The organism is Bacillus sp. LNXM12-1 (assembly GCF_003004375.1).
Lineage (GTDB): Bacteria > Bacillota > Bacilli > Bacillales > Bacillaceae > Bacillus.
On sequence record NZ_PVWX01000001.1, the window covers coordinates 776,010 to 802,276 of the forward strand.

General features: G+C 41.8%; 27 protein-coding genes and 1 other annotated feature. Of the genes, 12 read left to right on the forward strand and 15 right to left on the reverse strand.

The features are described 5' to 3' along the window. Positions 1–74: 74 nt before the first annotated feature. Positions 75–998: an aldo/keto reductase gene (locus C6Y07_RS04035; RefSeq protein ID WP_060596776.1), complete on the forward strand. Its 924-nt coding sequence runs from the start codon at positions 75–77 to the stop codon at positions 996–998. An 86-nt stretch (positions 999–1,084) separates the two neighbouring features. Here the strand turns inward: C6Y07_RS04035 and C6Y07_RS04040 are convergent, their stop codons facing one another. Together C6Y07_RS04040 and C6Y07_RS04045 are read right to left on the reverse strand one after the other, a co-directional pair. Next, positions 1,085–1,369, reverse strand: a complete 285-nt coding sequence (locus C6Y07_RS04040; RefSeq protein ID WP_066030702.1) for an LCI fold-containing protein — start codon at positions 1,367–1,369, stop codon at positions 1,085–1,087. A gap of 322 nt (positions 1,370–1,691) precedes the next feature. Beyond that, on the reverse strand, positions 1,692–1,916 hold the full coding sequence (locus C6Y07_RS04045) for a YqkE family protein (protein ID WP_060596778.1): 225 nt from the start codon (positions 1,914–1,916) through the stop codon (positions 1,692–1,694). Between the two features lie 124 nt (positions 1,917–2,040). Between C6Y07_RS04045 and C6Y07_RS04050 the strand changes: the two genes are divergently transcribed. Further along, positions 2,041–2,973 (forward strand): alpha/beta hydrolase, encoded by a 933-nt coding sequence (locus tag C6Y07_RS04050; RefSeq protein ID WP_060596779.1) that lies wholly within the window; start codon positions 2,041–2,043, stop codon positions 2,971–2,973. 26 nt (positions 2,974–2,999) lie between these two features. On the opposite strand, the gene C6Y07_RS04055 is transcribed toward C6Y07_RS04050, so the two are convergent. The 3 genes from C6Y07_RS04055 to C6Y07_RS04065 form a co-directional block, all read right to left on the reverse strand. Next, positions 3,000–4,262, reverse strand: coding sequence for a response regulator aspartate phosphatase (locus C6Y07_RS04055; protein ID WP_034661176.1), 1,263 nt, complete (start codon positions 4,260–4,262; stop codon positions 3,000–3,002). A 305-nt stretch (positions 4,263–4,567) separates the two neighbouring features. Beyond that, a complete protein-coding gene (locus C6Y07_RS04060) occupies positions 4,568–4,807 on the reverse strand; it encodes a YqkC family protein (protein WP_003215790.1) in 240 nt (79 codons plus the stop codon). Positions 4,808–4,819: 12 nt separating this feature from the next. Further along, entirely contained in the window at positions 4,820–5,146 is a 327-nt protein-coding gene (locus tag C6Y07_RS04065; protein ID WP_060596780.1) for an iron-sulfur cluster biosynthesis family protein, read from the reverse strand. Positions 5,147–5,403: 257 nt separating this feature from the next. Between C6Y07_RS04065 and exlX the strand changes: the two genes are divergently transcribed. Next, entirely contained in the window at positions 5,404–6,066 is a 663-nt protein-coding gene (gene exlX / locus C6Y07_RS04070) for an expansin ExlX (protein WP_223251448.1), read from the forward strand. Between the two features lie 17 nt (positions 6,067–6,083). Here the strand turns inward: exlX and C6Y07_RS04075 are convergent, their stop codons facing one another. After that, on the reverse strand, positions 6,084–7,058 hold the full coding sequence (locus C6Y07_RS04075; protein WP_106156252.1) for a GNAT family N-acetyltransferase: 975 nt from the start codon (positions 7,056–7,058) through the stop codon (positions 6,084–6,086). Then, entirely contained in the window at positions 7,055–7,534 is a 480-nt protein-coding gene (locus tag C6Y07_RS04080) for a GNAT family N-acetyltransferase (RefSeq protein ID WP_034661184.1), read from the reverse strand. Before C6Y07_RS04080 ends, C6Y07_RS04075 begins: the two co-directional genes overlap by 4 nt. Positions 7,535–7,811: 277 nt before the next feature. Here C6Y07_RS04080 and C6Y07_RS04085 point away from each other — a divergent pair, with 277 nt between their 5' ends. From C6Y07_RS04085 to C6Y07_RS04100, 4 genes are all read left to right on the forward strand, one after another. Further along, positions 7,812–8,261 carry a YfmQ family protein gene (locus C6Y07_RS04085; protein ID WP_060596783.1) on the forward strand — a complete coding sequence of 150 codons (450 nt, stop codon included), beginning with the start codon at positions 7,812–7,814 and terminating at the stop codon, positions 8,259–8,261. A 150-nt stretch (positions 8,262–8,411) separates the two neighbouring features. Continuing rightward, positions 8,412–9,644 (forward strand): DNA polymerase IV, encoded by a 1,233-nt coding sequence (locus tag C6Y07_RS04090; RefSeq protein WP_060596784.1) that lies wholly within the window; start codon positions 8,412–8,414, stop codon positions 9,642–9,644. A gap of 15 nt (positions 9,645–9,659) precedes the next feature. After that, on the forward strand, positions 9,660–10,004 hold the full coding sequence (locus C6Y07_RS04095) for a YolD-like family protein (RefSeq protein ID WP_034661189.1): 345 nt from the start codon (positions 9,660–9,662) through the stop codon (positions 10,002–10,004). Positions 10,005–10,192: 188 nt separating this feature from the next. Then, complete coding sequence (locus tag C6Y07_RS04100) at positions 10,193–11,428, forward strand: MDR family MFS transporter (RefSeq protein ID WP_034661190.1); 1,236 nt, start codon at positions 10,193–10,195, stop codon at positions 11,426–11,428. A gap of 30 nt (positions 11,429–11,458) precedes the next feature. Here C6Y07_RS04100 and coaA read toward each other — a convergent pair whose 3' ends face one another. Further along, positions 11,459–12,418, reverse strand: coding sequence for a type I pantothenate kinase (gene coaA / locus C6Y07_RS04105; protein WP_034661193.1), 960 nt, complete (start codon positions 12,416–12,418; stop codon positions 11,459–11,461). Positions 12,419–12,605: 187 nt separating this feature from the next. Between coaA and C6Y07_RS04110 the strand changes: the two genes are divergently transcribed. Beyond that, on the forward strand, positions 12,606–13,934 hold the full coding sequence (locus tag C6Y07_RS04110) for a CoA-disulfide reductase (RefSeq protein WP_106036840.1): 1,329 nt from the start codon (positions 12,606–12,608) through the stop codon (positions 13,932–13,934). A 64-nt stretch (positions 13,935–13,998) separates the two neighbouring features. Here C6Y07_RS04110 and C6Y07_RS04115 read toward each other — a convergent pair whose 3' ends face one another. Beyond that, entirely contained in the window at positions 13,999–14,775 is a 777-nt protein-coding gene (locus C6Y07_RS04115) for an SDR family NAD(P)-dependent oxidoreductase (protein ID WP_106156254.1), read from the reverse strand. A gap of 12 nt (positions 14,776–14,787) precedes the next feature. Further along, complete coding sequence (locus tag C6Y07_RS04120; protein WP_106031027.1) at positions 14,788–15,738, reverse strand: MBL fold metallo-hydrolase; 951 nt, start codon at positions 15,736–15,738, stop codon at positions 14,788–14,790. A 169-nt stretch (positions 15,739–15,907) separates the two neighbouring features. Continuing rightward, positions 15,908–16,119: a binding site (T-box leader), on the forward strand. A gap of 41 nt (positions 16,120–16,160) precedes the next feature. Here C6Y07_RS04120 and proC point away from each other — a divergent pair. Beyond that, positions 16,161–16,988, forward strand: a complete 828-nt coding sequence (gene proC / locus C6Y07_RS04125) for a pyrroline-5-carboxylate reductase (RefSeq protein ID WP_106036842.1) — start codon at positions 16,161–16,163, stop codon at positions 16,986–16,988. Between the two features lie 46 nt (positions 16,989–17,034). Here the strand turns inward: proC and C6Y07_RS04130 are convergent, their stop codons facing one another. Further along, positions 17,035–17,517, reverse strand: coding sequence for a DinB family protein (locus C6Y07_RS04130; RefSeq protein WP_106156256.1), 483 nt, complete (start codon positions 17,515–17,517; stop codon positions 17,035–17,037). Between the two features lie 126 nt (positions 17,518–17,643). Further along, positions 17,644–19,257, reverse strand: a complete 1,614-nt coding sequence (locus C6Y07_RS04135) for a M20/M25/M40 family metallo-hydrolase (RefSeq protein WP_106048347.1) — start codon at positions 19,255–19,257, stop codon at positions 17,644–17,646. A 140-nt stretch (positions 19,258–19,397) separates the two neighbouring features. Here C6Y07_RS04135 and namA point away from each other — a divergent pair, with 140 nt between their 5' ends. Together namA and C6Y07_RS04145 are read left to right on the forward strand one after the other, a co-directional pair. After that, positions 19,398–20,414, forward strand: a complete 1,017-nt coding sequence (gene namA / locus C6Y07_RS04140) for an NADPH dehydrogenase NamA (protein ID WP_095285364.1) — start codon at positions 19,398–19,400, stop codon at positions 20,412–20,414. A 119-nt stretch (positions 20,415–20,533) separates the two neighbouring features. Next, positions 20,534–21,298 carry an alpha/beta fold hydrolase gene (locus C6Y07_RS04145; RefSeq protein ID WP_106048349.1) on the forward strand — a complete coding sequence of 255 codons (765 nt, stop codon included), beginning with the start codon at positions 20,534–20,536 and terminating at the stop codon, positions 21,296–21,298. A 47-nt stretch (positions 21,299–21,345) separates the two neighbouring features. Here the strand turns inward: C6Y07_RS04145 and C6Y07_RS04150 are convergent, their stop codons facing one another. After that, a complete protein-coding gene (locus C6Y07_RS04150) occupies positions 21,346–22,653 on the reverse strand; it encodes an aspartate aminotransferase type Ic (protein WP_066030694.1) in 1,308 nt (435 codons plus the stop codon). Between the two features lie 154 nt (positions 22,654–22,807). Next, on the reverse strand, positions 22,808–23,737 hold the full coding sequence (gene rnz / locus C6Y07_RS04155) for a ribonuclease Z (RefSeq protein WP_034661203.1): 930 nt from the start codon (positions 23,735–23,737) through the stop codon (positions 22,808–22,810). Positions 23,738–23,958: 221 nt separating this feature from the next. Here rnz and zwf point away from each other — a divergent pair, with 221 nt between their 5' ends. Further along, positions 23,959–25,434: a glucose-6-phosphate dehydrogenase gene (gene zwf / locus C6Y07_RS04160; RefSeq protein WP_034661204.1), complete on the forward strand. Its 1,476-nt coding sequence runs from the start codon at positions 23,959–23,961 to the stop codon at positions 25,432–25,434. Positions 25,435–25,481: 47 nt separating this feature from the next. Here zwf and C6Y07_RS04165 read toward each other — a convergent pair whose 3' ends face one another. Beyond that, entirely contained in the window at positions 25,482–26,204 is a 723-nt protein-coding gene (locus C6Y07_RS04165; protein ID WP_034661205.1) for a GntR family transcriptional regulator, read from the reverse strand. Between the last annotated feature and the right edge of the window lie 63 nt (positions 26,205–26,267).

The following is a 26,267-nucleotide window of genomic DNA, read 5'->3' on the forward strand; positions in this document are numbered from 1 at the left end:
GCGCCACTTGAAATCACCTAGCTTGAATTCCAGATTTTTTTCACTTAATGTGAAGGGATAGGAGTGTGATGGAATTGAAAAAAAGACGAATTGGTACCTCGGATCTTTTGGTGAGTGAGGCAGCACTAGGATGTATGTCCCTTGGAACGGAAAAAGGAAAAGCGCTCTCTTTATTAGATGAGGCTATAGACCTTGGAATTAATTATTTGGATACAGCCGATTTATATGATTTTGGGACAAATGAAGAAATTGTCGGGGAGGCTATTAAAAACAGGCGGCAAGATTTGATTTTGGCCACAAAAGGCGGCAACCGCTTTGAAAAAGGCAAATCTGGCTGGGACTGGGACCCTTCAAAGGCGTACATAAAAAAGGCCGTGAAACAAAGCCTCAAGCGGCTGCAAACAGATTATATTGATTTATACCAACTGCACGGAGGCACGATAGATGATCCTATCGATGAGACGATTGAGGCTTTTGAAGAATTAGTGGAAGAAGGCGTTATTCGCTATTATGGCATCTCTTCTATCCGTCCAAACGTCATTAAAGAATACGCCAAAAAATCGAACATCGTCAGTGTGATGATGCAATATAGTTTACTCGACCGCCGTCCAGAGGAATGGTTCTCTCTTCTTGAAGAACAAGGCATTAGTGTCGTCGCAAGAGGACCTTTAGCAAAAGGGCTTTTAACTGAAAAACCACTTTCGCAAGCAAGTGCAGCGATTCAAAAAAACGGCTATCTTCAATATTCATTTGACGATCTCCAGCAGGTCATTCCTTCTTTAAAGAAAGTCGCTTATGACCTATCACTCACAGAGCTGTCCATTCAATATTTGCTTAAGCATTCTGCGGTCAGTTCCGTTGTATTTGGCGCAAGCTCGGTGGAACAGTTAAAAGAAAATGTTGCAGCGGCAAATGCACGTTCTTTAAGTGACCAAGAAGTAAAAGCATTGACTTACTATACAAAACCATCTGTGTATGAGGCGCACCGGTTTAAATAAGATAAAAAGAGATCGCTTTATGTGATCTCTTTTTTATCGTGTTTTTCTCTATTAAAAATGAGAAGGGGCTAAAAGCCCCTGTACTCTTATCTATTTGCACTTTCATAATACGCATAATTTCCGGCTTTGCCTTTAAGGTGAAATGTAGTACCAAAACGTTGAAAATTATTTGCAAATACGCCATTATCTGAATGCATACATAATCGATTACCTCCACCTTTAAAAGGAGTTACAGAACAATCAACAATTGTAGTCACCGACGTACGAAAATCCGCTTCCGTTGAATCATTTGTAGCAAGAGCTTGTCCAGAAACAGGTAAAAGCAATCCTAAAGATAAAGCAACTCCAGTCATTGTTCTTCTCAATTTCATGTGAATCATCTCCATTTCCAAATTTTTCAATGCATCTTCATTATAAGAAGAATGCTCCTTTATTTAAAGGGTCTTAATTACTATATTTGTAATAAAAAGGGATTTTAATAAATCAATACTCCCGTTTCTTCTATTTTGATCACGTATAAAATAGGTGATGGGATTTAGTTTTAAATCATATTGTCACGAAGCTGAAATGAAGTGAAATTCGAAGGAGTCAGAAGAGTCTGCTCTCAAATCACCTATGTTTTGAACAAGTTCATTTCGTGTTGATCAATCTCAATGATGACATGAAAAAAAGGAGCATCAGAGCTCCCTTTTTTTAGCTTTTATATTTTCTCCAGTCCAAATGACTTTCATCTAGCAGCTCGGAGAAGCTTTTATTTTTTTCTTTTTCTTTCTGCTGCCGAAGGAGGTCTTGTCGTTTTTGTTCTTCTCTTTTTTCTGTCTGGGCGGCAAGGTTCTGCTTCATTTGAAGGAGCTGCTGTTTGAGATCCTCGTTTATGCCGTCCTTTAATTTCGCTTGATCTTGATTGGTCTTTTTCATTGTGCCTCTCTCCTTTTGCCCTAAGTGTATCATCCGTTTTATTTGCTGAGCAAGAGTCACGCCAATCTCCCAACATGTGGTATGATCGTCATAGGAAAAACTTCGGAAAGGAAGAATCAGCTGGATGAAGAAATGGATCGCTATACTTGCCTTGATATTATGTCCGCTCGCTGCAATCGGCATTTTTTTCACCAATAAAATGATGTATATTCGAAAATTAACAGATGAAGAGCTCATCAAAAGAGAATCAGATGAAGGACACTATCATCACGAAGAGTTTCAACAGCTTAAAAAAGAGAAAGTGTGTATTCCTTCAGCATTTGGTTATGATCTTCATGGCTATTTTGTACCGCACCCACATCCACATACAACACGCACCATCGTACTTTGTCATGGCGTCACAGTCAGTTTGATTAATTCCGTTAAGTATATGAAATTATTCCAAAAGCTCGGATGGAATGTGATGCTTTATGATCATAGAAGACACGGAATGAGTGGCGGGAAAACCACGAGTTATGGATACTACGAAAAAGAAGATTTAGCGCAGGTCGTGAAGTGGCTCAGACAAAGACTCGGGGAAAATGCCATTATCGGCATACATGGAGAATCAATGGGTGCAGTCACGACTTTGTTATATGCTTCAAAGCCGGAAGCAAGCGCCAATTTTTACATAGCTGACTGTCCTTTTGCTTCTTTTGAGGATCAGCTTCTCTATCGATTAAAAACAGATTTTCGTCTTTCAGGGCAATGGATTCTTCCACTAAGTGATCGAGTGTTAAAATGGCGGGATGGATACAGCATTCGGCAAGTTTCACCGCTGGATGTGATCGATCAGGTGAAAGAACCTGTGCTTTTTATCCATAGTCTTCATGATGACTATATTCCATGCGAGCAGAGTCAGCAGCTATATGCTCGAAAAAAAGGTGATAAACAGCTATTTATAGCGCCGCACGGGGCACATGCGATGTCTTTTAGCGAAAATAAGGCAGCTTATGAACAAGAAGTTCAAGGATTTCTTCAACAATTTGAATCGAATGAAGATAAAAGAGGAGAATGAACAGCGGTTCGTCTCCTCTTTTTGAGCTAACTTATGCGATAGTCACCACTGTTGTATGATGTCTGCCCGCCAGCTCCATATGACTCTCTTCCGATTGCTGCTGACTCATGACCGATAATCCTGCAGTTGCTGCCAATAAAAGAACTATCAAACTCGTTTTCATATAAATGACCCCCATTTTGAATTTTTGATATGGCTTGAATCTTCCTTTCGTAAAACCGTGTAGATGCTTCATACAGTCCAAGCTCATTGTAATAATGAGCCGCATCAAGTGCCAATTCCTCAATATCTGGGTATAAGCGCTTGTCCTCGAGCAGGTCTAATGTATCGTCTATGATCGTTATTTCTGCATCAACGTATAATGCTTTTAAGAACTGAAATTTGCAGATGTAAATTTCATCTTCTAATTCACAGGCTTTCATAATACCTTGTTGATAGAGGGTTAACGACTCTTCTATTTGTTTTTGTTTAAACAGGATTTGGGTCAGCATAAATAGTGGGTCTAGAGAGCGATTAAGATGGGTTAAATTCTCCTTTTCAAACACTTCAAGAGAGTCTTTCAGATAACGGCTTGCTTCCGCAAGATCGTTCATTTGGTAATAACAGTTACCTAAGTTGAAAAGGGCCGAACCTATGACTCGAGGGTTTCCAATTGAGCGTGCTCGATTTAGAGCATTTTTAAAGTAGGGCAATGCATGTTCATAGCATTTCAAATCATCATAGTTTGCACCGATGACAAATTCACAGTGGATGATTCTCAGCGTGTACGTTCTGTAGGCAGAGTACGTATCTAACGCTTGCAAGGCATAGTGCATCGAAAAGTGGGTTTGTTTCATGTGGTAGTATATTTCAGCTAATTTAAAGTAAAATTCTGCTCTTTCTATATCATCTGATATAAGATTGAGCTTTTTTTCTGCTGAACGGTAATAAGCAATGGCACTTAAATAGTTTTGCTGTTCAAACTCAAACATTCCTGTGAAAAAATGAACATAGTATTCAAGCATGTCCGTTAATTTCGTTTGCGAATGTTCGATCGTTTCTAGCAGGTTCTTAATTTCTTCATCGTTTGAGGCTTTCTTTGCCGGTTCAAAATATTCAAGCATCACCTTATGGCGAAAATCCATCAGCTGGTAAAACAGCAACAAGTTTTGATCCTGTTCCATCTCCAGAATTTCCTGCTCGATCTCGGCCTTCAGCTTCTCTGCTTTCATGACATGAAATCCGCAAATCTGCCTATACCATTCGTTTATTTTGATTCCAACCTGAGGCGATGACAGCTTGAGCTTCAATTCACTTTAGCACCTCCCTTCTCATATACGATACATGTTGTATTCTATCACATTCCCTCGAATGGAAGAAATATGAAATGTCATTTTTCGCAAAGTTTTCGGTATCCCGCAATAAACGCTTTCATTGCCTATTTTTCGGCATTTATAACCACGATTTTTCCATTTCTATTTTTCTCATTTTGTCGAATTGGTTGTTATAAAACGGTTTTTTTGCGTTTTAAAAGATCATTTTTCAGATTAGACATCCCTGCTGTTTGATGAGATGATGAAGGCACGAAAAAAACCCTTTTGTCAAAAAAGGGCTTTTATAATACATCTGTTACCTGTTCCATATTCTCTTTGATCCAATTGACAGCTAATTCGAGCGTTGGAAATTCTTCCGTTTCAAATGTGACTTCATCTTGAAGAAGCCAAACGTCCTTTTTCACCGAATCCATTCCACCTATTGACCAGTGCAAAAGGGTATAGGGATGATTGTTATTTAAAAACGACACCCATGTTTTATTTTGTGCCGTGTTTTGTATCACTCTAAGCTTCTGATCCACTACGTTTCCACCTTACTTTACAAGTATGCCCATTCTTGGACTGAGTATTTGCTGAGGACTTTTCAGCATCAATGTATTGGCTTTTTCATTAAAATCGATGGTCATTTCCTCATCAAAAAATACCTTCTGTGCAATGTGTATATATAGTTTTAAATGTTGGCTATTATTCAGTTGTTCCCATTCACCTGTTCTTTCACTTGTTAACCAAAGCATTGGTACGCCACTCACTGCACAGCCACAACCTTCTGAATCGTAGCGAAGCAGTAATTCCTTAGTTTCGTTTCCTATTTGCTGTTTTTCTATATATGTTTTAGCCAGTTTTGTGATGTGAATATACATGGCGAACATCCTTTTTAAATTGATGCTTACATTGTAACACATAAAACACCATAAAACATGACACACGACTAAATCCGAAAGTCATATTCTTTGAAATACACGCTCTTCTCACTAGGATTATATCTATCTATTGGCTCTTTTCGCTTCTTGTTTTTTAGAATTATACTTATGACGCTACCAATTTTAAAAGAATAAACAGGAGGTTTTAGATCGTGAAAAAAAGATTATCTCTCTGCTTCATCGGGGCACTGATATTTATGTTGAGTTTTGCTGTGCCAAACATGAAAGCGGCATCTGTCCTTGATGAAGTACGAGAAAGCTATGCGACTTATACGGGATCTGGTTACTCAGGGGGCGCCGCATTATTAGATCCTATTCCATCTGACATGAAAATTACGGCTTTAAATCCTCATGACTATAACTATAAAGGGGTAAATGCGGCACTTGCAGGTGCTTACCTTGAAGTAAAGGGTCCAAAAGGAAAAACCGTTGTGTATGTAACCGATAAATATCCAGAAGGAGCAAAAGGAGCTCTTGATCTTTCTCCTAATGCCTTTGCCAAAATCGGTAATATGGCAGATGGAAAAATCCCAATTAGTTGGAAAATTGTAAAAGCACCGATTAGCGGAAATGTAGCTTACAGAATAAAAGAAGGCAGCAGTGAGTGGTGGGCTGCGATTCAAGTGCGCAATCATAAATATCCGATTATGAAAATGGAATATTACAAAGATGGACAATGGGTGAACATGGAAAAGACAGACTACAACCATTTCCTTGGATTTAATATGGGGTCTAAATCTCTTCCTGTTCGAATCACAGATATTCGCGGGGCCATAGTAAAGGATAAATTACCCGCTCTTCCATCTACTGCTGCTTCACAGGCCTATATTGTAAAAGGCAATGTTCAGCTTCCTAATTAACGAGGAAAAGAGGTAGCTTATTTAAGAGCTTCCTCTCTTCCTTCTCTATCCCAGTGATATGCCTCATTTTCTATTTCTTTTATGATTTCATTCTTTCCTGCCATATAGCTTTGTATATCTTCCGGATACTGATTTGCTAATTGTTCCTTGACAGACGCATACGCTTCAGCTCGTTCTGGATGTGCCCTTAAGTAATCTCGAATCAATAAATGCCTTTTCACATCAGGGTGATTTCTCTCATAAACATGGACATGATGCGTACGATTCAAGCCACCCTTTTGAAAAAAACGTCTCCCTTTTATGCCATTTTCACCCAGCGCTTGATATCCAAGATGTTCAAAGCTCTCTCTTTTTCTATCGATCTCTTTTATATGACTTACTTCTATTAAGATATCAATAATTGGTTTGGCAACAAGCCCTTCAACTGACGTACTACCAATATGATGTCCTTCTATCCAGTTCTTTTGAATGATTTGCTTGAGTTGCTGCTTTTCTTGATGGAATTCTTCATGCCACTCTTTTTTGAATTCGACAACCTCAACCTTTCGCCTTGGTCTCCATTTCATTTTTGATAAGGTGAGCTCTTTTGCAACATGAATCACATCTGTTTCAAGAAATCCCAACTTTTCGTATAGCCTTTTTGCAGGGGTGTTTGTTTGCCCTGTGGTCAGTTCTATAGGGACATTTTTCTCCATAATTGTGGACATAAGTCTTGTTCCAATACCCTGCTTTAGCGCTTTTGGATGTACAGCCAATCGACTAATGATCAAATAATCTTTCTGCTCTTCATAAGAGGCAACACCTAGTAAGATTCCCTTTTGCTCAAAACCAATAAATTGCTCTTTTGCTTTCATTACATCTTGAATGGTCTCTTTTAATGGTGGGAGATCGGCATAGCCAATTTGTTCAGCTTCTTGTTGGTATGCAGCTAGTTGAATATGTAAGATCTGCTTTGCTACATCACTTATTGTTTGATCTAAATTGACAATCATTGCATTGCCTCTAATTTTTTCACAAATAAAACACGATCTTCATTTATTCCATCATAGTCTGAAAACACGGAGATTCCTTCTACAGTTTTGTCCCCTTTTTCAATTTGAAAGCCCAATTTTGCATGATAGGCAATCGATACTTTATTTACAGGTGCTGTTACCGCTTTAATGGTTGTTCTTCCTTCCTGTTTTGCCACATCATAAAAGGCTTGATATAGGATTTTTCCTATCTTTAATTTCCGATGGTCTGGATGTACACCTACAAAATGAATATACGCTTCATCTGAATGAGATTGCGATAAAAAACCGACTAAAAAGCCAATCAGTTCACCTTTTTCAACGACGACAAAACTTGTTTGCTGAAAATGTTCAAAAAATAGCTTCGGCAATTTTGCGCGCAAATCTCTGCCTCCCCACCAGCTTTGGATGACGGATGTGACGGCGTAAAAATCTGACGGCTTCACTTGACGTATCATGATGACCTCGCCCCTTTTCATTTTTGGCTTACCGCTCTCTTTTTTTAAAAAACTGTTGTTTCAATAGTCTACCTGTTCGATTAATTGTTTGTAAAGATCACGTGTCAGCCTTTTTTCCTTTCAGCTTTGTTGATTCTTCGTTCTTTCGCCGTCATCTCCTTTTAAATCTTCACACTTATTTCAAAAAGTTCACTTTTTGTGCGAAAGTTTCATTCTTTTGGTATGTTAAGATGGTTCATATAGGAAATGTAACAAATGTTTATTGGAGATGATGATATTGGTTTGGATTGTTACTTCACTTGTTGTGTTTAGTCTTTTAAAGCTTCTTGTCACTTCGCTGCCTTCTGGTGTTGTGGAACGCCTTTTTAGTCGTTATGCGGTGCATGCAAAAGTAACAAGTGATCAAACAACGATCATGTTTGAAGATCGTCCGCTCAATGATCAGCAAGTATCTGAAATTATTCGACATTTTAATGATGCGATCTTTATTGAACGCTATTATATTTATCCTGGTGATGAAGAGCGTTTTCTTCATCCGCAGGAAGGGCCTGCGCCGCTTACCATGCAAACAAAGCTTGGCAAACATGATGTGACCCTTTATCTGTATCATTACGATGACCACGTGGATGTGGTGCGGCAGTTTACACATAAGCCTAAGAAAAAACTGACGGCCTATCGTTTGCGTTCTGAGCCGCTCCAAACATCTCACAACTTGGCACATGCTTAAAATAATGTTGCATCAAATGAGACGAAGTGGAAGACACTTCGTCTTTTTTGTATGGATTTACACTCTTTTCTTTGAATGATTTACCAGTATCAATTTCGCCTCCTGACGGTTACAATATAAACGGAACATATGTTCTAAGAGGTGAAAATAATGAATGAACGAGCCATTCTGCTTGTGGATATGCAATCGTTTTATGCGTCAGTCGAAAAAGTGGAGGCTCCCCACTTGAAGGATGTGCCGCTCATCGTCTCTGGAGATCCTGAGCGGCGGAGCGGGGTCGTACTTGCCGCCTGCCCGCTCGCTAAAAAACGAGGCGTACAAAATGCATCAAGATTATGGGAAGCGCAGGAGAAATGCCCCGAAGCTGTCGTCGTACGCCCCCGTATGCAGCGCTATCTTGATATCTCTGTCATGATAACAGAGCTGCTCGAACAATACACAGATCTTGTCGAACCCTATTCAATTGATGAACAATTTCTTGATATTACAGGCAGTCTGACACTACTCGGGTCTCCCCGCGAGATCGCTCAAAATATACAAACAACCATTATGAACCAGACTGGCATTTACGCACGTGTTGGCATCGGTCCTAATAAAGTGCTCGCTAAAATGGCCTGTGACCATTTTGCTAAAAAAAACACATCTGGTATCTATGAACTTCGTACAGACAGTGTTGCGGCTGATTTATGGCCGCTTCCGATTGGAAAATTATTTGGCGTCGGCAAACGAATGGAGCACCATTTAAAACGAATGGGCATCAGTACCATTGGGACGCTTGCTGCTTATCCGTTAGACCGGCTTAAAAAACGCTGGGGAATCAACGGAGAGCTTTTGCAGCGAACAGCTTTAGGGCATGATCCCTCTCCGGTCACCATTCACACACATGATCAGCAAAAAGCGGTTGGACATCATATGACTCTTCCCCATGATTATGCGTCTTTTGAGGATATCAAAGTCGCTCTTCTTGAATTGAGTGAAGAAGTGGCAAGACGTGCACGCTTTAAGCATTATCTTGGGCAAACAGTGTCTGTTGGCGTGAGAGGCGCTGATTTTTCTCATCCGACTGGATTTCATAGACAAATCAAGCTTCATTCACCTACACAGTACGGGACAGATATTGCAGACGCAGCCATTCAGCTATGCCAGCAGCACTGGGATGGCCAGCCCATTCGCAGTGTGGGTATTACTCTCTCACAGCTGCAGTCTGACAGCCAATATCAGCTGACTTTATTTGATCACCATGTTCAAAAAGACAAACTCAGCAAAGTATTTGATGCGATCCACATGAAGTATGGACCTGCTGCCCTGCTGCACGCTTCGTCACTGACAAGCGCAGGGCAGGCGTATCACCGCGCCGAAAAAATTGGCGGACATTACAAATAACGGAGGCGAACAGCCATGAATCCCAATAAATTAACACCTGGATACAACCTCATGTGGGAATCAAGCCGAATGATGCTTCCAGAGCACCGGGAGCAGCTGCTTGCTCAAAAACGGAAGAAAAAAGAGTACACCCCTCCCCCGCTGAGCACCGATCAACTGGAGGAAATGAATTTTTTGATCACACAGTCGATTACCGAGGATCAAGCGATTTACGTGACATATGCCGCAGCAGGTATGAAAGAGCAGTTTTGGGGCTGGGTAAAAGCCATTCATTATGAAACGCAGCGCATAAAAATCGTCAATGATGAGGATGTTCTCAACCTGTCCTTGCAGCAAATCGTCGCGATCGACCTTGATTAAATGGTCGCCAAATGACCGCGCGAATCAGTGACATAGAAGCACTGGCAGTAAAAAGCAAACCTCCAAATGGCGAGCCAATCTTGCTTCTTTGCCATATGGCAGATGTCTCCTCCATCAAATTGTGTATTTAATTTGCACAATTTTTCATGTATGATTGGAACATCTTACAAACTCAGGGGAGAAACAGCATGAAAAATAACTTACGTACGTTACATCCGCTTAGTTGGACGATCATCATCGGCACCATATTTGGCCGAATGGCGACGTCCATGAGCATTCCTTTTTTGGCCGTTTATTTGACACAAGTCAAAGGCGCCTCAGCGTCTTCTGCTGGATTAATCATTGCCGTTAGCTCTCTGATTGGGATCGTTGCGAGTTTTTACGGCGGATATATTTCTGATCGTATCGGCAGAAAAAAGGTCATGCTTCTATCGATCTTCGGTTGGTCACTTGTCTTTGTTGGCTTTGCATTTGCAGATGCCATTTGGGTCTTCTTTATCATGAACGCTTTAAACGGACTGTGCCGGGCACTGTTTGAACCAACATCTAAGGCGCTCTTATCTGATGTCACCCCATCAAGTATTCGGTTGTTTGTGTTTAATTTACGGTATACAGCCATTAACATAGGGGTCATCTTCGGTCCTCTGCTTGGCTTATATCTCGGGTCATCGAAAACAACGTTCCCATTTCTCGTTGCTGCCTTCATTTACTTGTTATACGGATTAACGCTGGTCTGGCAATTTCAGAAACATCCAGTTGCTGCTCCAGAAAGCACGAAACAAATTGGTGTCAAAAAAGCCCTTTCCATTATCCAAAAAGATACGGTCTTTAGCATTATCCTCATCGGCGTGACCTTATGTTCGTTCGGTTATTCGCATTTGAGCTCAACGCTGCCTCAATATTTATCCGCTTCGCCTATGATTGAGGATGGTCCGAAACTGTTTGGATACCTTTTATCTTTAAATGCAGTTGTTGTCATTGTCGTACAATATCCGCTCATCATGATCGCCAAGCGCTACTCCACCATATTGTCGCTGACCACTGGGAATATTCTTCTTGCCGGCAGTTTGTTTGCCATTGCTTTTTCACAGAGTCTCGGCATGCTTGCTTTCATCATTGTCGTGTTTACAATTGGAGAGGTTCTGCTGTTTGCGATGATGGATCTTTTTGTAGACAATGTGGCAAAGCCAGAAGTAAAGGGATCGTACTTTGGTGCGATGGGATTTTCTCAGCTCGGCAGCGTCATCGGACCATTTGTCGGCGGACTGTGCATTGACTATTTTGGCGCAGCCCATCCCTTCTCCATTTTTTCAGTCTTGTCGATGGTCACCATCGCAGGTGTCCCGTTCTTACTCATTGGATACTACCGCCTGAAAAAGCGATCCGCAGCTGCGGTCGCTGTTAAAGTCAGTGGAGATCATTAAAAAAACCGCTCTCGTTTGAGCGGTTTTTCTTTATACTCGGCGGATAGCAATCTCTTCCACCTTATGCTGATCACCTTTTTTCAAAATGAGATCGGCTCGATATTTTGTCGGTAAAATATTTTGATATAAATTAGGGCGATTGACGGTATTCCAAATCGTGCTTGCCATGTGATCTGCCTCTTCATCCGTCAAATCTTTGTATTGATGAAAGAAGGATTCAGGGTCTTGGAAAGCTGTTTCCCTTAGCAAACGGAACCGTTCTTTATACCATGATTGAATTTGCGTTTCAGCAGCATCTACATAAATCGAAAAATCAAAGAAATCTGATACAAACACACGCGGTTCATCCTTCAGATCATCCAGCGCTGGGGATTGCAGCACATTGATTCCTTCAATGATGACAATATCGGCATCCTCCACTGTTTCATACACCCCTTCAAGCCGGTCATAGGTCAGATGCGAATATACCGGGGCATGAACAGTTTGTTTGCCTGATTTTAATTCGTTTAAAAAAGATAACAAGGCTTTGACATCATAGCTTTCCGGGAAGCCTTTCTTTTCCATGAGTCCTCGATCCTTTAATTCTTTTTGAGGATACAAAAAGCCATCTGTTGTCACAAGACTCACTTTCAGCCCATCTCCAAGTCTCGATAAAAGCGTTTCAATGATACGAGCCGTTGTACTTTTCCCGACAGCCACACTTCCAGCAATCCCAATTAAAAAAGGGATTTTCGCATGATGCGGGTAGTTTAAAAAGGCATTCACATGCTGATTTTTTTGTTTTTCTGCAAAGACATGCAATGTCAGAAAACGAATAAGTGGTATGTAAATATCTTGAACTTCTTCAAGCGATAAATAGTCATTTAATCCTTGAAGTGCTCTCGCTTCCTCTTCTGAAACAGATACCGGCATATATTCCCCAAGAGCAGACCAAGCCTCTCTTGTATGCCGTGTATATAAAGTATTAAAATCTAGTCGTGTGTCACTCAAAGTCTTTCCCACCAATCTTCACTAAACTCGTAACCAAAAAGACGATAATCCGATTGTAGCTTAAAATGAAGGCGCTGTCTTTATTTTTCAACTAAAGTTTGCTTCTTTTGCGAAAAAAAGCATTAAAAAAAGGAAAATGAGGGTAAATAAGAGTATTCAGTTCGATAGATAGAAGGGAGCACACCAAATGAAATATGTGATGATTGGCGGAGATGCAGCAGGAATGAGCTGTGCTATGCAAATATATAGAGAGGATCCAGAGGCACATATTGTCGCTTTTGAAAAAGGAGAGATTTTCTCATATGGACAGTGCGGCCTTCCCTACTTGATCGGCGGTCTCATTGATCATCACAGCAAGCTGATTGCACGCAGCGCTGAAACCTTTCGCGACAAATATGGAATTGATGCTAGATGCTTACACGACGTGACCTCCATTGACCCAAAGCAAAAAACGGTGTCAGGTCATCATACGAAAACAAAAGAACCATTTACCGAAAGCTTTGACCGCCTCTTAATTGCGACAGGAGCAAGCCCCGTCACACTGGGTTTAGACAATCAGCCGCTAGAAGGCGTACACGTATTAAAAACCATTCCGCATGCGCTGTCCATTTTAGACCATTTAAAACAAAATATCACACATGTCACCATCATTGGCGGCGGGTATATTGGCTTAGAAATGGCTGAAAATTTAAAAGCGCTGGGAAAAAAAGTACATATCATTCAGCGGGGTTCAACACTAGGTCCGGGCTTTGACCCCGATATGGCGAAGCACCTGAAAGAAGAGGCGGATGCCCAAGGTATTCACGTGACACTTGGGGAAACCGTGCAGACATTAGAGGGCGAGTCACATGTAACAGCTGTTCAAACAGACAAACAAACCATTAAAACGGATATGGTCATCATGGCCATCGGCGTCACACCGCAAACATCCTTTTTAGACAAAACAGGAATCAAGCGTCTTCCAAATGGCGCCATTGTTGTAAACGAATACATGCAAACCAATGTAAAAGACATCTATGCTGCCGGGGATTGCGCAGCAACTTATCACCGCATCAAACAATCACTAGATTATATTCCGCTCGGCACAACGGCGAATAAACAAGGAAGAATCGCTGGTTTTCATATGACGGGAACAAACCGGGCGTTTCAAGGCGTGACTGGAACAGCAGTCATGAAATTTATGAGCATGACAGCGGGACGAACGGGCTTATCAGAAAAGGAAGCACAAGCAGCTGACATTCCTTATTCCACCATCACCATTGACAGTACGGATCACGCTGGATATTTTCCAGATGCGCAGAAAATGAAAGTCAAACTGATTTACAGAAGTGATGACTACACCTTGCTCGGTGCCCAAATCATCGGAAGAAACGGTGTAGATAAACGGATCGATGTGATGGCAACAGCCCTTTACCAACAGCTGACCATAACAGATCTAGAAGATTTAGATATTAGCTATGCCCCGCCTTTTAACAGTGTGTGGGACCCGCTTCAGCAAGCGGCAAGGCGGAGATAAAAAGACGGTCAAAATGGCGTCTTATCTCAAAAAAAGAAACCAGCTCACGACCGGTTTCTTTTTGTTATTTTTTCATCATCGCTTTGCGTGCTGCTTTTTCAAATAAAAACGGGAATAATTGATACAATTTACTGCCAGCGTTCATCCATCCAGGCAGATTAATCTCTCTTTTTTTCGTCATCATGGCGGATACGACCTTCCCAGCCACCTTGTCCGCACTAAGCATCATGAATTCAACATTCTTCACATATTCACCGCTGCGATCGGCGATGATAAAAAAGTCAGTGGCGATCGGTCCTGGATTCACCGTGGTGACGTGAATGCCGAGGTCTGCCAGCTCCATTCTAAGGCTGTTTGAAAATCCAAGGACGGCATGCTTTGATGCCGAATAAATGGCTGATTTCGGAGTGGCAATCTTTCCTGCCTGAGAAGCAATATTGATAATATGTCCCTGTCCTCTTTGTTTCATCTCTGGAATGACCTTTTTCGTGCAGGCGATTAAGCCAAACACGTTTACTTCAAACATCGACACCATTTCCTCAATGGACGCATCTTCAACGAGGTCAAACGCACCAAAACCGGCATTGTTAACCAAAATATCAACAGCCCCCACTTCTTGATATGCGCGATCAATGTCCTCAAGGTGACTGACATCTAACTCCACGATGTGACACACCCCGCCAGCACTCATAATCTTTTCTTTTACACCCGTCAGCTTTTCGATTCGTCTTGCTGAAATAATGATTTCTGCGCCTTCTTCTGCTGCCAAGTACGCCATTTTTTCACCAATGCCCCCAGATGCGCCTGTAATCCATATCCTCTTTCCTGTTAATCTCCCCATGCGTTTCACTCCTTAGTTTGCCCTGTAATAGAGAATTCCGTCTTTTTGCACTTCTTCAATTTGCCCGGCTTCTAAGAGGACATCCAGCTGCCCAACTGTCTCCGACATCGTTAAAAATAAGGCCTCTTCATACAGCACTGGAAATAGCTTGCGGCAAAGATGAAAGGCAGTCATTTCTTTTCGTTTGAGCAGCTGATACATCGTATTTGCCCGTTTCTCTTGTTTCTTAAATCTTTCTTCGATCAATTCATGATGAGAGGTAATGAGCTCACCGTGTCCTGGATAAATCGTCTTGATTGGCAGATGCAATAATCGATTGAGTGATGCTTTATATTGAAGCAGCGATTTTTGGCGTTCCTCCCCTTCAAACGGCGCTTCCATTAACGGGTTTGAGGAAATGGTCGTCAAAAGCAGGTCTCCACCAATGAAATGGCCCGTTGTTTCATCTAGAAAGGAAAGATGAGATTGTGCATGTCCCGGTGTTTCCATCACGAAGAAGTGTTCATGCTCTTTCAACCGATCGCCTTCTTTGATGACGTCATCTACATGTGCAGTACAGGAATATGTATAAGATTGCTTCACGATTCTTTCACACTCACCTTGACGAAGCGGCACACCTAACTGCTGAAAAAAGCGTTCCATAAAAGCAATTTGACGCTCTTTAAACACAGGGTCCTGGCTAATATACGGCTCATTTAACTCGTGTCCGATTACACGGACATGAGGTTTCATCAGATTTAAAAGACCGACATGATCTGCATGATGATGGGTCAACACCACTTGATCAATATCGTCTATCGATAAACGATGCTCTTGTAGTTGCGCGACAAAGGCGTGCTCCGCCTCTTCTGTCATCGGCCCGCAGTCCACTAAGGTCACGGCTTCTCCTTTTAATATATATGCATGTACATCCCCAACAGCAAACGGTGTAGGGATGGATAATTGAATGATGTCTTCTTTCACTTTTATATGTCATCTCCTGCTTTTTGACTCATGGTTCATTGTAACTCTGTCTTCTTTATTCATTGTATCTTGCAAAAGGCAGACTGTCATGCGGTTTAGGCGGTCAATTTTTTTATCTGTCCCTATTGACACAAACTTGTCCATCGTTGCATAATGAACAACAAATATAAGATGCGCGATGACAAGGATTAGTAAGCAAAATAATGATGAAAGAGAGTGAGGTCCGCCGGCTGTAAGGCCTCACCGTCCTCTTATTTGCTGAACCTGCCCTTTGAGCTGTTAGGCAAACCTAAACGTTTCCCGCGTTAAGGGACTAGAGCTGAGTATGCATGTCTGCATGCTAATTGAGGGTGGTACCGCGAAAAACCTTTCGTCCTTTTCAGGCGAGAGGTTTTTTTATTTTCTACAAGGAGGAGCAGCTTATGAGTAAAATTGGATTTATTGGTGCAGGCTCGATGGCAGAGTCGATGATAAAAGGTTTATTAAAAAGCGGCATCATGTCAAATGAAGATATTATTATCACAAACAAAACGAATGAAAAACGTCTAGAAGAATTAAAGGTGCGTTATGGGGTCAAAACGGATTTCTCTCGTTCTTTTATTTATGAAGAAGCGGATATTCTCGTATTTGCTTTAAAACCGAAAGATGCGGAAAGCGGGATATCTGATGTGCGGCCTCATTTACAAGGACAGTTGATCATTTCGATTTTAGCTGGCATCTCCATTGAAACGATTCAGCACTATGCTGGCGAGAAGACTGCGGTGGTTCGCGCAATGCCAAATACATCAGCGGCGATTCAGCAATCAGCAACAGGCATTGCCGTAAGTCAAGAAGTGACAGAGGATCAAAAGAATAAAGCAATCGAGCTGTTTGAAACGATCGGTCATGTGACGGTATTGGATGAATCACAGCTGAATGCTGTTACAGCTATTGCAGGAAGCGGCCCTGCCTTCATTTATCATTTGATTGAAGGAATGGAGCGAGGCGCCTCGGAACTTGGGATGGACCAAGCAACAGCGAAGTTACTCATTTGCCAGATGATTGCGGGCGCCGCCAACATGCTTCAAAGCAGCGGTAAAGAACCTGCTGAATTGCGCAAAGAAATCACAAGTGAAGGCGGAACGACAGAAGCCGGCCTGAACACACTTGCTGCCTATCAATTTGAAGAAGCCGTTGTCGATTGTGTTAAAACGGCAACAAAACGCGCAGCAGAATTAAACGAAATGTTTTCAGCAAGCACGTATAAATGATAGAGAAAAGCACCTGTTTTGATGACAGGTGCTTTTTTACATACTGCTATCGTTCACTCTTTGACATGATGGCTTTGATTTGATCCAGATGATGTTGTTCATGTAAAGCGATGGTTTCAGCTAATATTTGCACTGTCATCACCCCTTCTTCAGGATGCACACCCGATTGCTCCCATGTATCCTTTTCTAATAGATAAAGTGTGTTGTTTCTTCTCTCTTTCAATCGTTTGATCAGTGCTTTGATCTCCTGTTCGTTATACCTTTCATAGCCTCTTTCCTTCACATATATTTCAGGATCATACGATTGAAAAGGCGTCTGCTCATCTGATATCGCCTGCTCTATCCGCTCTGACCAGACTTCTTCTGTATCATACAAATGCCCTGCGATTTGCTTGATCGACCACTTGCCCTCTCCCAAAGATTGATCTAGCGTGTGCTCATCACATGTTTCCACTAGCTTTTCTAGTTCACGGATACTTTCCTGAAGCGATGTAATGATGTATGTTTTTGTTAATTTTCCAGTTTCCATTTCATCCTCACAATCTCCCTTCAAATAAGTGTAAGTCTTATTCTTTATCATACTCTATCTAAGTCGATGGATCGTCTATTTAAAAATAAAAGCCCTATCATCACGATAGGGCTCTTCATCATATACTTACTTTTTCTCTAACAAAGCATGAATCGCTGATTCTAGTAATTCTGGCAAAATGCCGAATGAGAACGGGATGTGCAGCCGCTCTGTCCATTTGTGCGGGTCCTTTCCTAATGGCCCCACGTTAATAACTGGAACGTAAAGTGCTCCCTTTTCTCCTTCCGGTAAAGAATAGCCTTTTTGATAAAGCGGCATATTGGTCGTGTAATGACCTACTTCCTGTTTTTCGAGCTGTAAGTAACTTAAATCAGACAATCCGGGGAAATATTTCACTTCTTCTATTTCAAGTCCATAACTCTTTTTTGCCTCTATTTGAATCCTCTTTAAGGTTGCTTGGATATGCGGATCTTCCGTTGAAGAAACCGCAGGATAAAATGGCGGACTATAAAATAGAACAATCAGCGGCCCTTCTTCCTTACAAAGCGTCGTCAGCTCAGAGATGATTTTGGTTGAAAAATCACGATCTCCAAGCTCACCTCGATTGGCGAACGCATAGTTAACAATGCGTTCAACCTCCTGTTTACCTGAGCGTTCTGCAGCTTTTTGATACAGCTCATGATACGTGAGAACCGTAATCTTCGTATCAATCGGTGTAAAAGGTTTAAAGCGCTGAAATTCAACTGTTTTCTGTTTGAGATTTGCCTCGATTTCGTTTGCTGCTCGTTTCGCAGTGTCATAGAGAAGCCCGTGCAGTTCTTCACTTGAACGATTCATCATCAGCACATTAAATAAAGAAACAGCTGTGTGAGGTGTTTGAACGGAATAGGCTTCTTTTAAGTCCTTTTGCATCAAGTTGGTGGGCGGCGGCGTGACTTCACCGTCTACTTCCTCACAATAATCACTATTCAGCTCTAACAGCCGGTTTAATTCAGATACCATAAAATTCGCATTTAAGCCTGAGAATGGCTCTCCTACATGCGTTTCAATTCCTTTGCAGAAAAATCCGGCCAGCACCTTCCCTATACTGCCTGTATACATATATTTGTGTTCATCACCTGGATATTTTTCAAACATGGGCTCACTGTTTAAGCACGCGGTATAGTCAAGGTCATGCTTTTCCTTAAGCTCCTTTAGTTTCGGAACAGCTTCAAGCATTCCTTGAGAATTCACTTCTTCATCAGGGACTGTGACGAGCAGGACATTTCCATGAAAGGTTTCTGTCATCGCTCTTTCCAGCATAGAAAGCTGTACAGTAAGACCTGCTTTCATATCCATGGCACCTCTTCCAAACAACCAGTCACCTGAAGCTAGATCTTCTCTTGCTCTTTTTGGGAGAAGCGCACTTTTTTGAGAAAATGACGCCATTAACTCTTCTGGCTTGCATGCCATGTTTTGAAATTCACCGTAATCTTCTGTATCGACGACATCGAAATGACTAAGCAGCAAAACGGTACGTGGCAGCGTGCTGCGCTTTACAAGCGCCGTTAAATAATACCGGCCATCTTTCATCGGATGCAAAGCCAAATGATCAGGGTTCTGCTTGAAATAAGGCCGCTCCCTCAGCAAATAATATAAATATTCAGCTAACGCGACTTCTCCAGTTGTACCCGATATGCTTTCATACTGCATAAGAGCGGTGAGCAGTTCCTTTAGTTCACTCTCTGTTTGCCATTTCATCCCTTTTCCCCCTTTGTTGTCTCTATCTCTCCATTATACAAAAACGCGTATAAAAGCTATATTCTTTGAGCACCTTTTATGACGAAAGTTTGAATGGCTGTTATAATCGGCTATACAATTCCATGAGGAGGCGAAGGTATTTGGAAACAAAACTTTTTTCACCTTGGACATTAAAAGGTGTTACACTGAAAAACCGCATCGTGATGTCCCCGATGTGTATGTATTCATCCTATGACCATGATGGGAAATTACAGCCTTTCCACTTTACGCATTATATTTCCCGTGCCCAAGGTCAGGCTGGCCTGATCATGGTGGAGGCAAGTGCTGTTTCTCCCGAGGGAAGAATTAGTGATCAAGACCTCGGTATTTGGAGTGATGAGCACATTGAAGGATTTGCTTCATTAAACGAACAAATCAAAGCATACGGAACCAAGACAGCTATCCAGCTGGCTCATGCAGGGCGTAAGGCTGAACTAGGTGGTGACATCCTGGCACCATCAAGCATTCCATTTGATGAACAGTCTAAAACCCCTGCCGAGATGTCTATCGATCAAATCAAAGATACCGTTCAGGCGTTTCAGGATGCAGCTGTCCGAGCAAAAAAGGCCGGCTTTGACATCATTGAAATTCATGGGGCGCATGGCTATTTGATCAATGAATTTCTTTCACCGCTGGCAAATCATCGAACAGATGACTATGGCGGTTCACCAGAGAACCGTTATCGTTTCTTAAGAGAAGTCATCGATGCAGTCAATGAAGTATGGGACGGACCATTATTTGTCCGTGTGTCTGCTTCTGATTACACGACAAAAGGACTTGATATTGCAGATTACATTGGCATTGCTACATGGCTGAAGGAACAAGGTGTCGACTTAATCGATGTCAGCTCAGGCGCTGTCGTACAGGCGAAAATCAACACATTCCCTGGCTACCAAGTGACCTTCGCAGAAAAAATAAAAGAAGGTGCCGGTATTCAAACAGGGGCAGTCGGTCTGATCACATCTGGTGTACAGGCAGAGGAAATTTTACGAAATCAGCGTGCAGACTTAATCTTTATAGGCAGAGAATTTTTACGGGATCCATACTTTCCAAAAACAGCTGCTCAAGAACTTCGTACATCTATCGAAGGCCCGCGTCAATATGATCGCGCTTGGTAAAAGCTCATAGAAAAAAGGTGTCTATTTTTTGAAATAGGCATCTTTTTTGTTTTTAAGAGAAACATATCAGCCTTTTGTGCCGTCTTTTAGCTAAAGAACCACTTAGAGGAGATGGAAGAATGAACTCGGCAATGATTGAAAGAATGTATCATATAGATGGACATCATTTTTATACAAAACATCGTCAAGGCAAAAGGCAAGCCACCATTATCTTTGAAGCAGGCTACGGCATTTCGGGTGATACGTGGTCGAATATGGCCCGCGATATTGATCCTGAGCTTGGGGTTTTCTTATACGATCGATTAGGAAATGGAAAGAGCAGTGACAGCAGTGAAGGAAGAACATTGCATGATCTTGCAGATGATTTAGATGCGCTGCTAGAAGAAGCCAATATTCAGCCACCCTTTCTCATTGTGGCTCACTCATTTGGCTCTCTTGTCAGCCGGTTATGGGCAAGTCGCAGAGGAGATGACGTCATTGGCATGGTGATGTTAGACCCAGCAAGTGAGGAGCAAGAACAGGTCATCCTGCCGCTTTTATCAAAGGAAGAACGCACCTCATATATGGCGCAATTCACAGCAGAATGTACACATGAGGACTTTCAGCAAATGCTAAGTACAATGAAAGAGGAGCAAACCCATTATGGGATGATGCCGCTCCTTGTCATTTCCTCAGGTAAGAGCCGATTGTTTCATCCAGCGCATGAAGCTTGGCTCAGACTTCATAAACGGATGCTGTCTTTGTCATCCCAAAGCGGATGGATTCAGGCGCAGAACAGCTCGCACTATATTCATCATGATGAACCGCATATTGTGCAGCTTGCGATCTATGATGTATGGTGCGCAGCCAAACAACCTGTTTCCTATTATCAAACAGCCAATTAAAAACAAAAACTCCTTGACTAGTTATCAGTCAAGGAGTTTTCTTTTCTTTATGCCGTTGGAGCAGACTGACTTTTTTTAGAAAGCAGCTTTTCAATGCTGACAAGCTGAACACATAATGTAAAGATGTCAATCGCTTGCTCTAGCTCTTCAAGTGTTGGGAACGTTGGCGCAATGCGAATGTTACGATCAAGCGGGTCTTTTCCATAAGGATATGTCGCGCCTGCACCTGTCATTGTAACACCTGCTTCTTTTGCCTTTTGCACAACAGCTTTTGCACAATGATCGAGCGTATTTAAACTAATGAAATATCCGCCATTTGGCTTGTGCCATTCAGCAATGTCTTTCCCGCCAAGTGTTTCATCAAGAATGGAAAGAACGAGGTCAAACTTTGGCTTAATGATCGCTGCATGTTTTTTCATATGTTCCTTCAAGCCTTCTGGATTCTTGAAGAAACGAAGATGTCTTAATTGATTGATTTTGTCTGGTCCGATCGTTTGAACCGATAATTGCTTTTGAGTGAAGCTTACATTGTCCGGGCTAGACGCCATCAGTGCAATACCTGATCCTGGGAATGTAATTTTAGAAGTAGACGCAAACATAAACACACGATTTGGGTGCCCTGCTTCCTCTACTGCTTGAAAAATATCTTTTAACGTATCAGGCGTATCAGTTAGATGATGGACTGCGTATGCATCATCCCAAAAAATGCGGAAGTCGTCTGCTTTTGTTTTCATAGAAGCGAGGCGGTCAACAACCTCATCTGAATACGTAATGCCATCTGGGTTGCTATATTTCGGTACACACCAAATGCCTTTAATCGCTTCATCTTCTGCGACCAATTTTTCTACCTGATCCATATCAGGTCCATCAGCCTTCATATCGACTGTGATCATCTCTATGTTAAATAGCTCACAAATGGCAAAGTGACGGTCATATCCTGGGCTTGGTGCAAGGAATTTTACTTTTGGCAGCTTTCCCCAAGGTGTTTTGCTGTCATATACGCCGTGAGTCATGGCACGGGCAATGGTATCGTGCATCATATTAAGGCTGGAATTACCGCCGATGATGATTTGTTCTGGCTTCAGATTGAGTACATCTGCAAAAAATGTCTTCGTTTCAGGAAGCCCTGTCAAGCCGCCATAGTTTCGCACATCTGTGCCATCTTCAGCAGTCATCGCATCCTTTGATGTCACAACATCGAGCATGCCCATAGACAAATCGAGCTGTTTTGGTGAAGGTTTTCCTCTAGACATGTCTAAGTGTAAGTTTTTACTTTTATAAGTTTCGTACTCATTTTGTAGTGCTGCATATAGGTCATTTAATTCTGCTTCACTTAACGCTGTAAAACCGCTCATCTTTGATTGTGCCTCCCGTATTCTTCATAGTTTCATTCTTCATAGTTTCATTCGTCATTTGTTTTTTCTTCACCATTTTACCACTACCTGAAAAAGAGAGTCATTATAAATATCAAAAAAATCACACAACTTTTTTTGACGATTCATCCAATTTTTACAGCGTGCGGTCAATGGAAAAAGAAAAGAAATCATGTGCAGCTTCTGTCAGCGGGAATATATCGCGGGCTTCTTTCAATAGTTGTTTCAGTGCCTCTTCTCCTTGGTAACGTGCACTAATATGGGTCAAAATTAATCTTTTTGCGCCTGCTTCCTGCGCCGTTTTCGCTGCTTGTTCTGTCGTGCTGTGATAATAATTGTAGGCTAGATCAGCATCTTCTTTACCGAATGTTGCTTCATGGACTAACACATCCGCATCTTTGGCAAGCCTTGTTATATTCTCGCATAAACGGGTATCTCCTGAAAATGCAACGATTCTCCCTTTTTTAGGGGGTTCCAAATAATCGGTTCCATCAATGATTCTTCCATCTTCGAGTGTCACGGTTTCCCCATTTTTTAACTTCTGATACAAAGGTCCAGGTTTTACACCGATTTCTTTCAGGTCTTCGGCTTTTAATGCACCTGGTACATCTTTTTCCACTACCCGATAGCCGTAAGCTGGAATACCGTGAGATACTCGTCTTGCTTCTACTTGAAAGGTATCATCTTCAAATATGATCCCTTCATCTATCTCTATGATATGCAGCGGATATGTCAAATGCGTTTGTGTAGCTGAAAGTGCTGCGTTCACAAACGCTTTGATGCCCTTAGGCCCATAGATCGTTAGTTCATCCTCTCCGCCTTGAAAGGATCTGCTGCCAAGCAGTCCTGGGAGACCGTATACATGATCACCATGCATATGAGTGATAAATATTTTCTCGATCTTTCTCGGTTTAATCGTTGTATGTAATATTTGATGTTGCGTCGCTTCTCCGCAATCAAAAAGCCACACTGCTTTTCTTTCTTCTAAAAGCTTTAGCGCAGTGCAAGTGACGTTTCTAGTTTTTGCAGGAATGCCTGCACCTGTTCCTAAAAAGAGCAGTTCCATTACTTTTCCTCCTAAAGCCGGTATACAATATCTTCATTCATATAGAATACATGAAGACAAGGTAAATGTGAATTCAGCGGAATTTTCGAAAAAAGTCAAACGAGAGCAGAAAAAGTCGAATCAAATGTTTGCTTTACGAACAATGAACCTTTAAAATAAAGAAAATGTACATACAATCTCGGTTTTTACAACAATGCTACGAATAAAGTGAGGTACTTTTCGTGAATACAGAAACTAACAATCCAAAAGCAGTCATTGTCATTTTTGGCGCAACAGGAGATCTTGCCAAACGCAAGCTCTACCCTTCTATACATAGACTTTTTCATAGCGGAAAGCTTGGTGATCAATTCGCCGTCGTCGGTGTTGGACGCCGTCCGTGGTCTCATGAGGATCTCAGAGCTGTGGTGAAAGAATCTGTTTCTTCTGATGATGCAGAAGCGAAAATAGAGGAATTCAGTTCGCATTTTTATTATCACGACTTTGACGTATCAAGCCCTGCTTCCTATCAATCGCTTAACACACTTTTAGCAGGCCTTGAAGATACGTACAGTATCCCAAATAACCGGATGTTCTATTTAGCGATGGCACCGGAATTCTTCGGAACGATTGCGAAGTTCCTAAAAAGTGAAGGCGTATCAAAAACAACCGGCTGGTCAAGACTTGTCATTGAAAAACCATTTGGCCATGACCTGCCAAGTGCCAAAACATTAAATGAAGAAATTCGAGATGCATTCTCTGAAGATCAAATTTATCGTATTGACCACTATCTCGGTAAACAAATGGTTCAAAACATTGAGGTCATCCGTTTTGCGAATGCCATCTTTGAACCACTTTGGACAAACCGATATATCTCAAACATTCAAATTACATCTAGTGAATCATTAGGGGTTGAAGACCGGGCTCGCTATTACGAAAGTTCAGGTGCACTAAGAGATATGGTCCAAAACCATATGCTTCAAATGGTGGCACTTTTAGCAATGGAGCCGCCAATTAAGCTGAATACAGAGGAGATCCGCAGCGAAAAACGGAAAGCATTACGCGCTCTTCGTCCTTTCTCTAAAGATGAGGTCGATCAATTCTTTGTCCGCGGACAGTATGATGCTGGTACGGTTGATGGCAGCATGGTTCCTTCCTATCTTGAAGAGCAAAATGTAGACCCGAACTCAAACACAGAAACCTTCGTTGCAGGGAAGCTGCTCATTGATAACTTTAGATGGGCCGGGGTGCCATTTTACATTCGTACAGGAAAACGATTAGAAAAGAAATCTACTCAAATCGTTGTTCAATTTAAAGACATTCCAATGAACCTGTACTATGGAAACGGAAATTCCATGCATCCAAACTTACTCGTCATTCACATTCAGCCAGATGAAGGCATTACCCTTCACCTGAACGCTCGCAAGCTTGATGGCGGTACGTATGCGAAACCGATTAAGCTCGACTACCAAACAAACTATAACGACATCATGAATACACCAGAAGCATATGAAAAGCTGATTCATGACTGCTTGCTAGGCGATGCAACGAACTTTGCTCACTGGGATGAAGTGGCGCTTTCTTGGAACTTTGTTGATCCGATTTCTGAAAAATGGGCAGAAAACAAAACATTAAAACCAAATTATCCTGCTGGTTCAATGGGACCAAAAGAAGCCGATCAGCTTCTAGAAAAAGACGGATATCATTGGTGGAATATATAAAATGAAATAAAAAAAGAGCAGTCTCCCTCGGGGGTTCTGCTCTTTTTTTAACGTCCTGTTTTCGTAATTTCAACCGTTGAAAAGTCGAACTTATCATAGCGGTGATGACTAAAGGAGTACTCAAACGGGCGGCCTGTGTTTAAATAAGCAACCTGCTCGACTTCGAGCACAGGATCCGTTGGGTCACAGCCTAAATATTGCTGGTCCAGCTCATCTGATTTAGCCGCTCTAATTTTCTTGTGCGCTCCTGCCACTTTTAAATGGAGTTCATTTGATATGTAGCCATAAATCGATCCCAATAAAACCTCTTCATCTATGCCCTTAATGACATTGACCGGCATAAACGTTTTTTCTAATACATATGGCTCCTCATCCACGAGGCGGAGCCGGATGATGTCATAAACGGGTGTGGTTAAGTCAATGGATAGGTGGGCTGCCACTTCTTCGCTTGGAAAATGGACATCAAAGCGAATGATTTGGCTCGTGACGTTTTTGTCCGCCATGACTTTCGTGAATCCTTTATTTTCATGACCAGATACATTAATAGCCCCTTGGTTTAGCGCTGCCTTCACAATAAATGTGCCGTGGCCTCTTTTTCTAAAGAGCAGACCTTCTGCTACGAGAAGATCGAGCGCACGCTTCATCGTCATTCGGCTGCATTGAAATTCAGCGGCAAGCGAGTTTTCATCTGGAATGGGTTGATCTTCTGGATAATAAGCTGTTCCTATTCGTTTTCTGATTTCTTCTGAAATGAGTTCGTACTTTTTCATCTCACACCACCAACTGACTTGTTTTTTCATAGCTTCCTCTCATTCTACACTAAGCCTAGTGAG

Excerpts from the sequence above, each read along its gene's own strand:
- C6Y07_RS04075 (WP_106156252.1), bottom strand. The coding sequence starts at position 7,058 with ATGATTGTCAATTTAGATCAAACAATAAGTGATGTAGCAAAGCAGATC.
- exlX (WP_223251448.1), top strand. The coding sequence starts at position 5,404 with ATGTTGAGTTTTGCTGTGCCAAACATGAAAGCGGCATCTGTCCTTGAT.
- C6Y07_RS04065 (WP_060596780.1), bottom strand. The coding sequence starts at position 5,146 with ATGTATATTCACATCACAAAACTGGCTAAAACATATATAGAAAAACAG.
- C6Y07_RS04095 (WP_034661189.1), top strand. The coding sequence starts at position 9,660 with ATGAATCCCAATAAATTAACACCTGGATACAACCTCATGTGGGAATCA.
- C6Y07_RS04115 (WP_106156254.1), bottom strand. The coding sequence starts at position 14,775 with ATGGGGAGATTAACAGGAAAGAGGATATGGATTACAGGCGCATCTGGG.
- proC (WP_106036842.1), top strand. The coding sequence starts at position 16,161 with ATGAGTAAAATTGGATTTATTGGTGCAGGCTCGATGGCAGAGTCGATG.
- C6Y07_RS04110 (WP_106036840.1), top strand. The coding sequence starts at position 12,606 with ATGAAATATGTGATGATTGGCGGAGATGCAGCAGGAATGAGCTGTGCT.
- C6Y07_RS04040 (WP_066030702.1), bottom strand. The coding sequence starts at position 1,369 with ATGAAATTGAGAAGAACAATGACTGGAGTTGCTTTATCTTTAGGATTG.
- C6Y07_RS04130 (WP_106156256.1), bottom strand. The coding sequence starts at position 17,517 with ATGGAAACTGGAAAATTAACAAAAACATACATCATTACATCGCTTCAG.
- C6Y07_RS04150 (WP_066030694.1), bottom strand. The coding sequence starts at position 22,653 with ATGAGCGGTTTTACAGCGTTAAGTGAAGCAGAATTAAATGACCTATAT.
- C6Y07_RS04100 (WP_034661190.1), top strand. The coding sequence starts at position 10,193 with ATGAAAAATAACTTACGTACGTTACATCCGCTTAGTTGGACGATCATC.
- C6Y07_RS04165 (WP_034661205.1), bottom strand. The coding sequence starts at position 26,204 with ATGAAAAAGTACGAACTCATTTCAGAAGAAATCAGAAAACGAATAGGA.
- C6Y07_RS04045 (WP_060596778.1), bottom strand. The coding sequence starts at position 1,916 with ATGAAAAAGACCAATCAAGATCAAGCGAAATTAAAGGACGGCATAAAC.
- C6Y07_RS04090 (WP_060596784.1), top strand. The coding sequence starts at position 8,412 with ATGAATGAACGAGCCATTCTGCTTGTGGATATGCAATCGTTTTATGCG.
- C6Y07_RS04135 (WP_106048347.1), bottom strand. The coding sequence starts at position 19,257 with ATGAAATGGCAAACAGAGAGTGAACTAAAGGAACTGCTCACCGCTCTT.
- C6Y07_RS04050 (WP_060596779.1), top strand. The coding sequence starts at position 2,041 with ATGAAGAAATGGATCGCTATACTTGCCTTGATATTATGTCCGCTCGCT.
- C6Y07_RS04080 (WP_034661184.1), bottom strand. The coding sequence starts at position 7,534 with ATGATACGTCAAGTGAAGCCGTCAGATTTTTACGCCGTCACATCCGTC.
- rnz (WP_034661203.1), bottom strand. The coding sequence starts at position 23,737 with ATGGAACTGCTCTTTTTAGGAACAGGTGCAGGCATTCCTGCAAAAACT.
- C6Y07_RS04145 (WP_106048349.1), top strand. The coding sequence starts at position 20,534 with ATGAACTCGGCAATGATTGAAAGAATGTATCATATAGATGGACATCAT.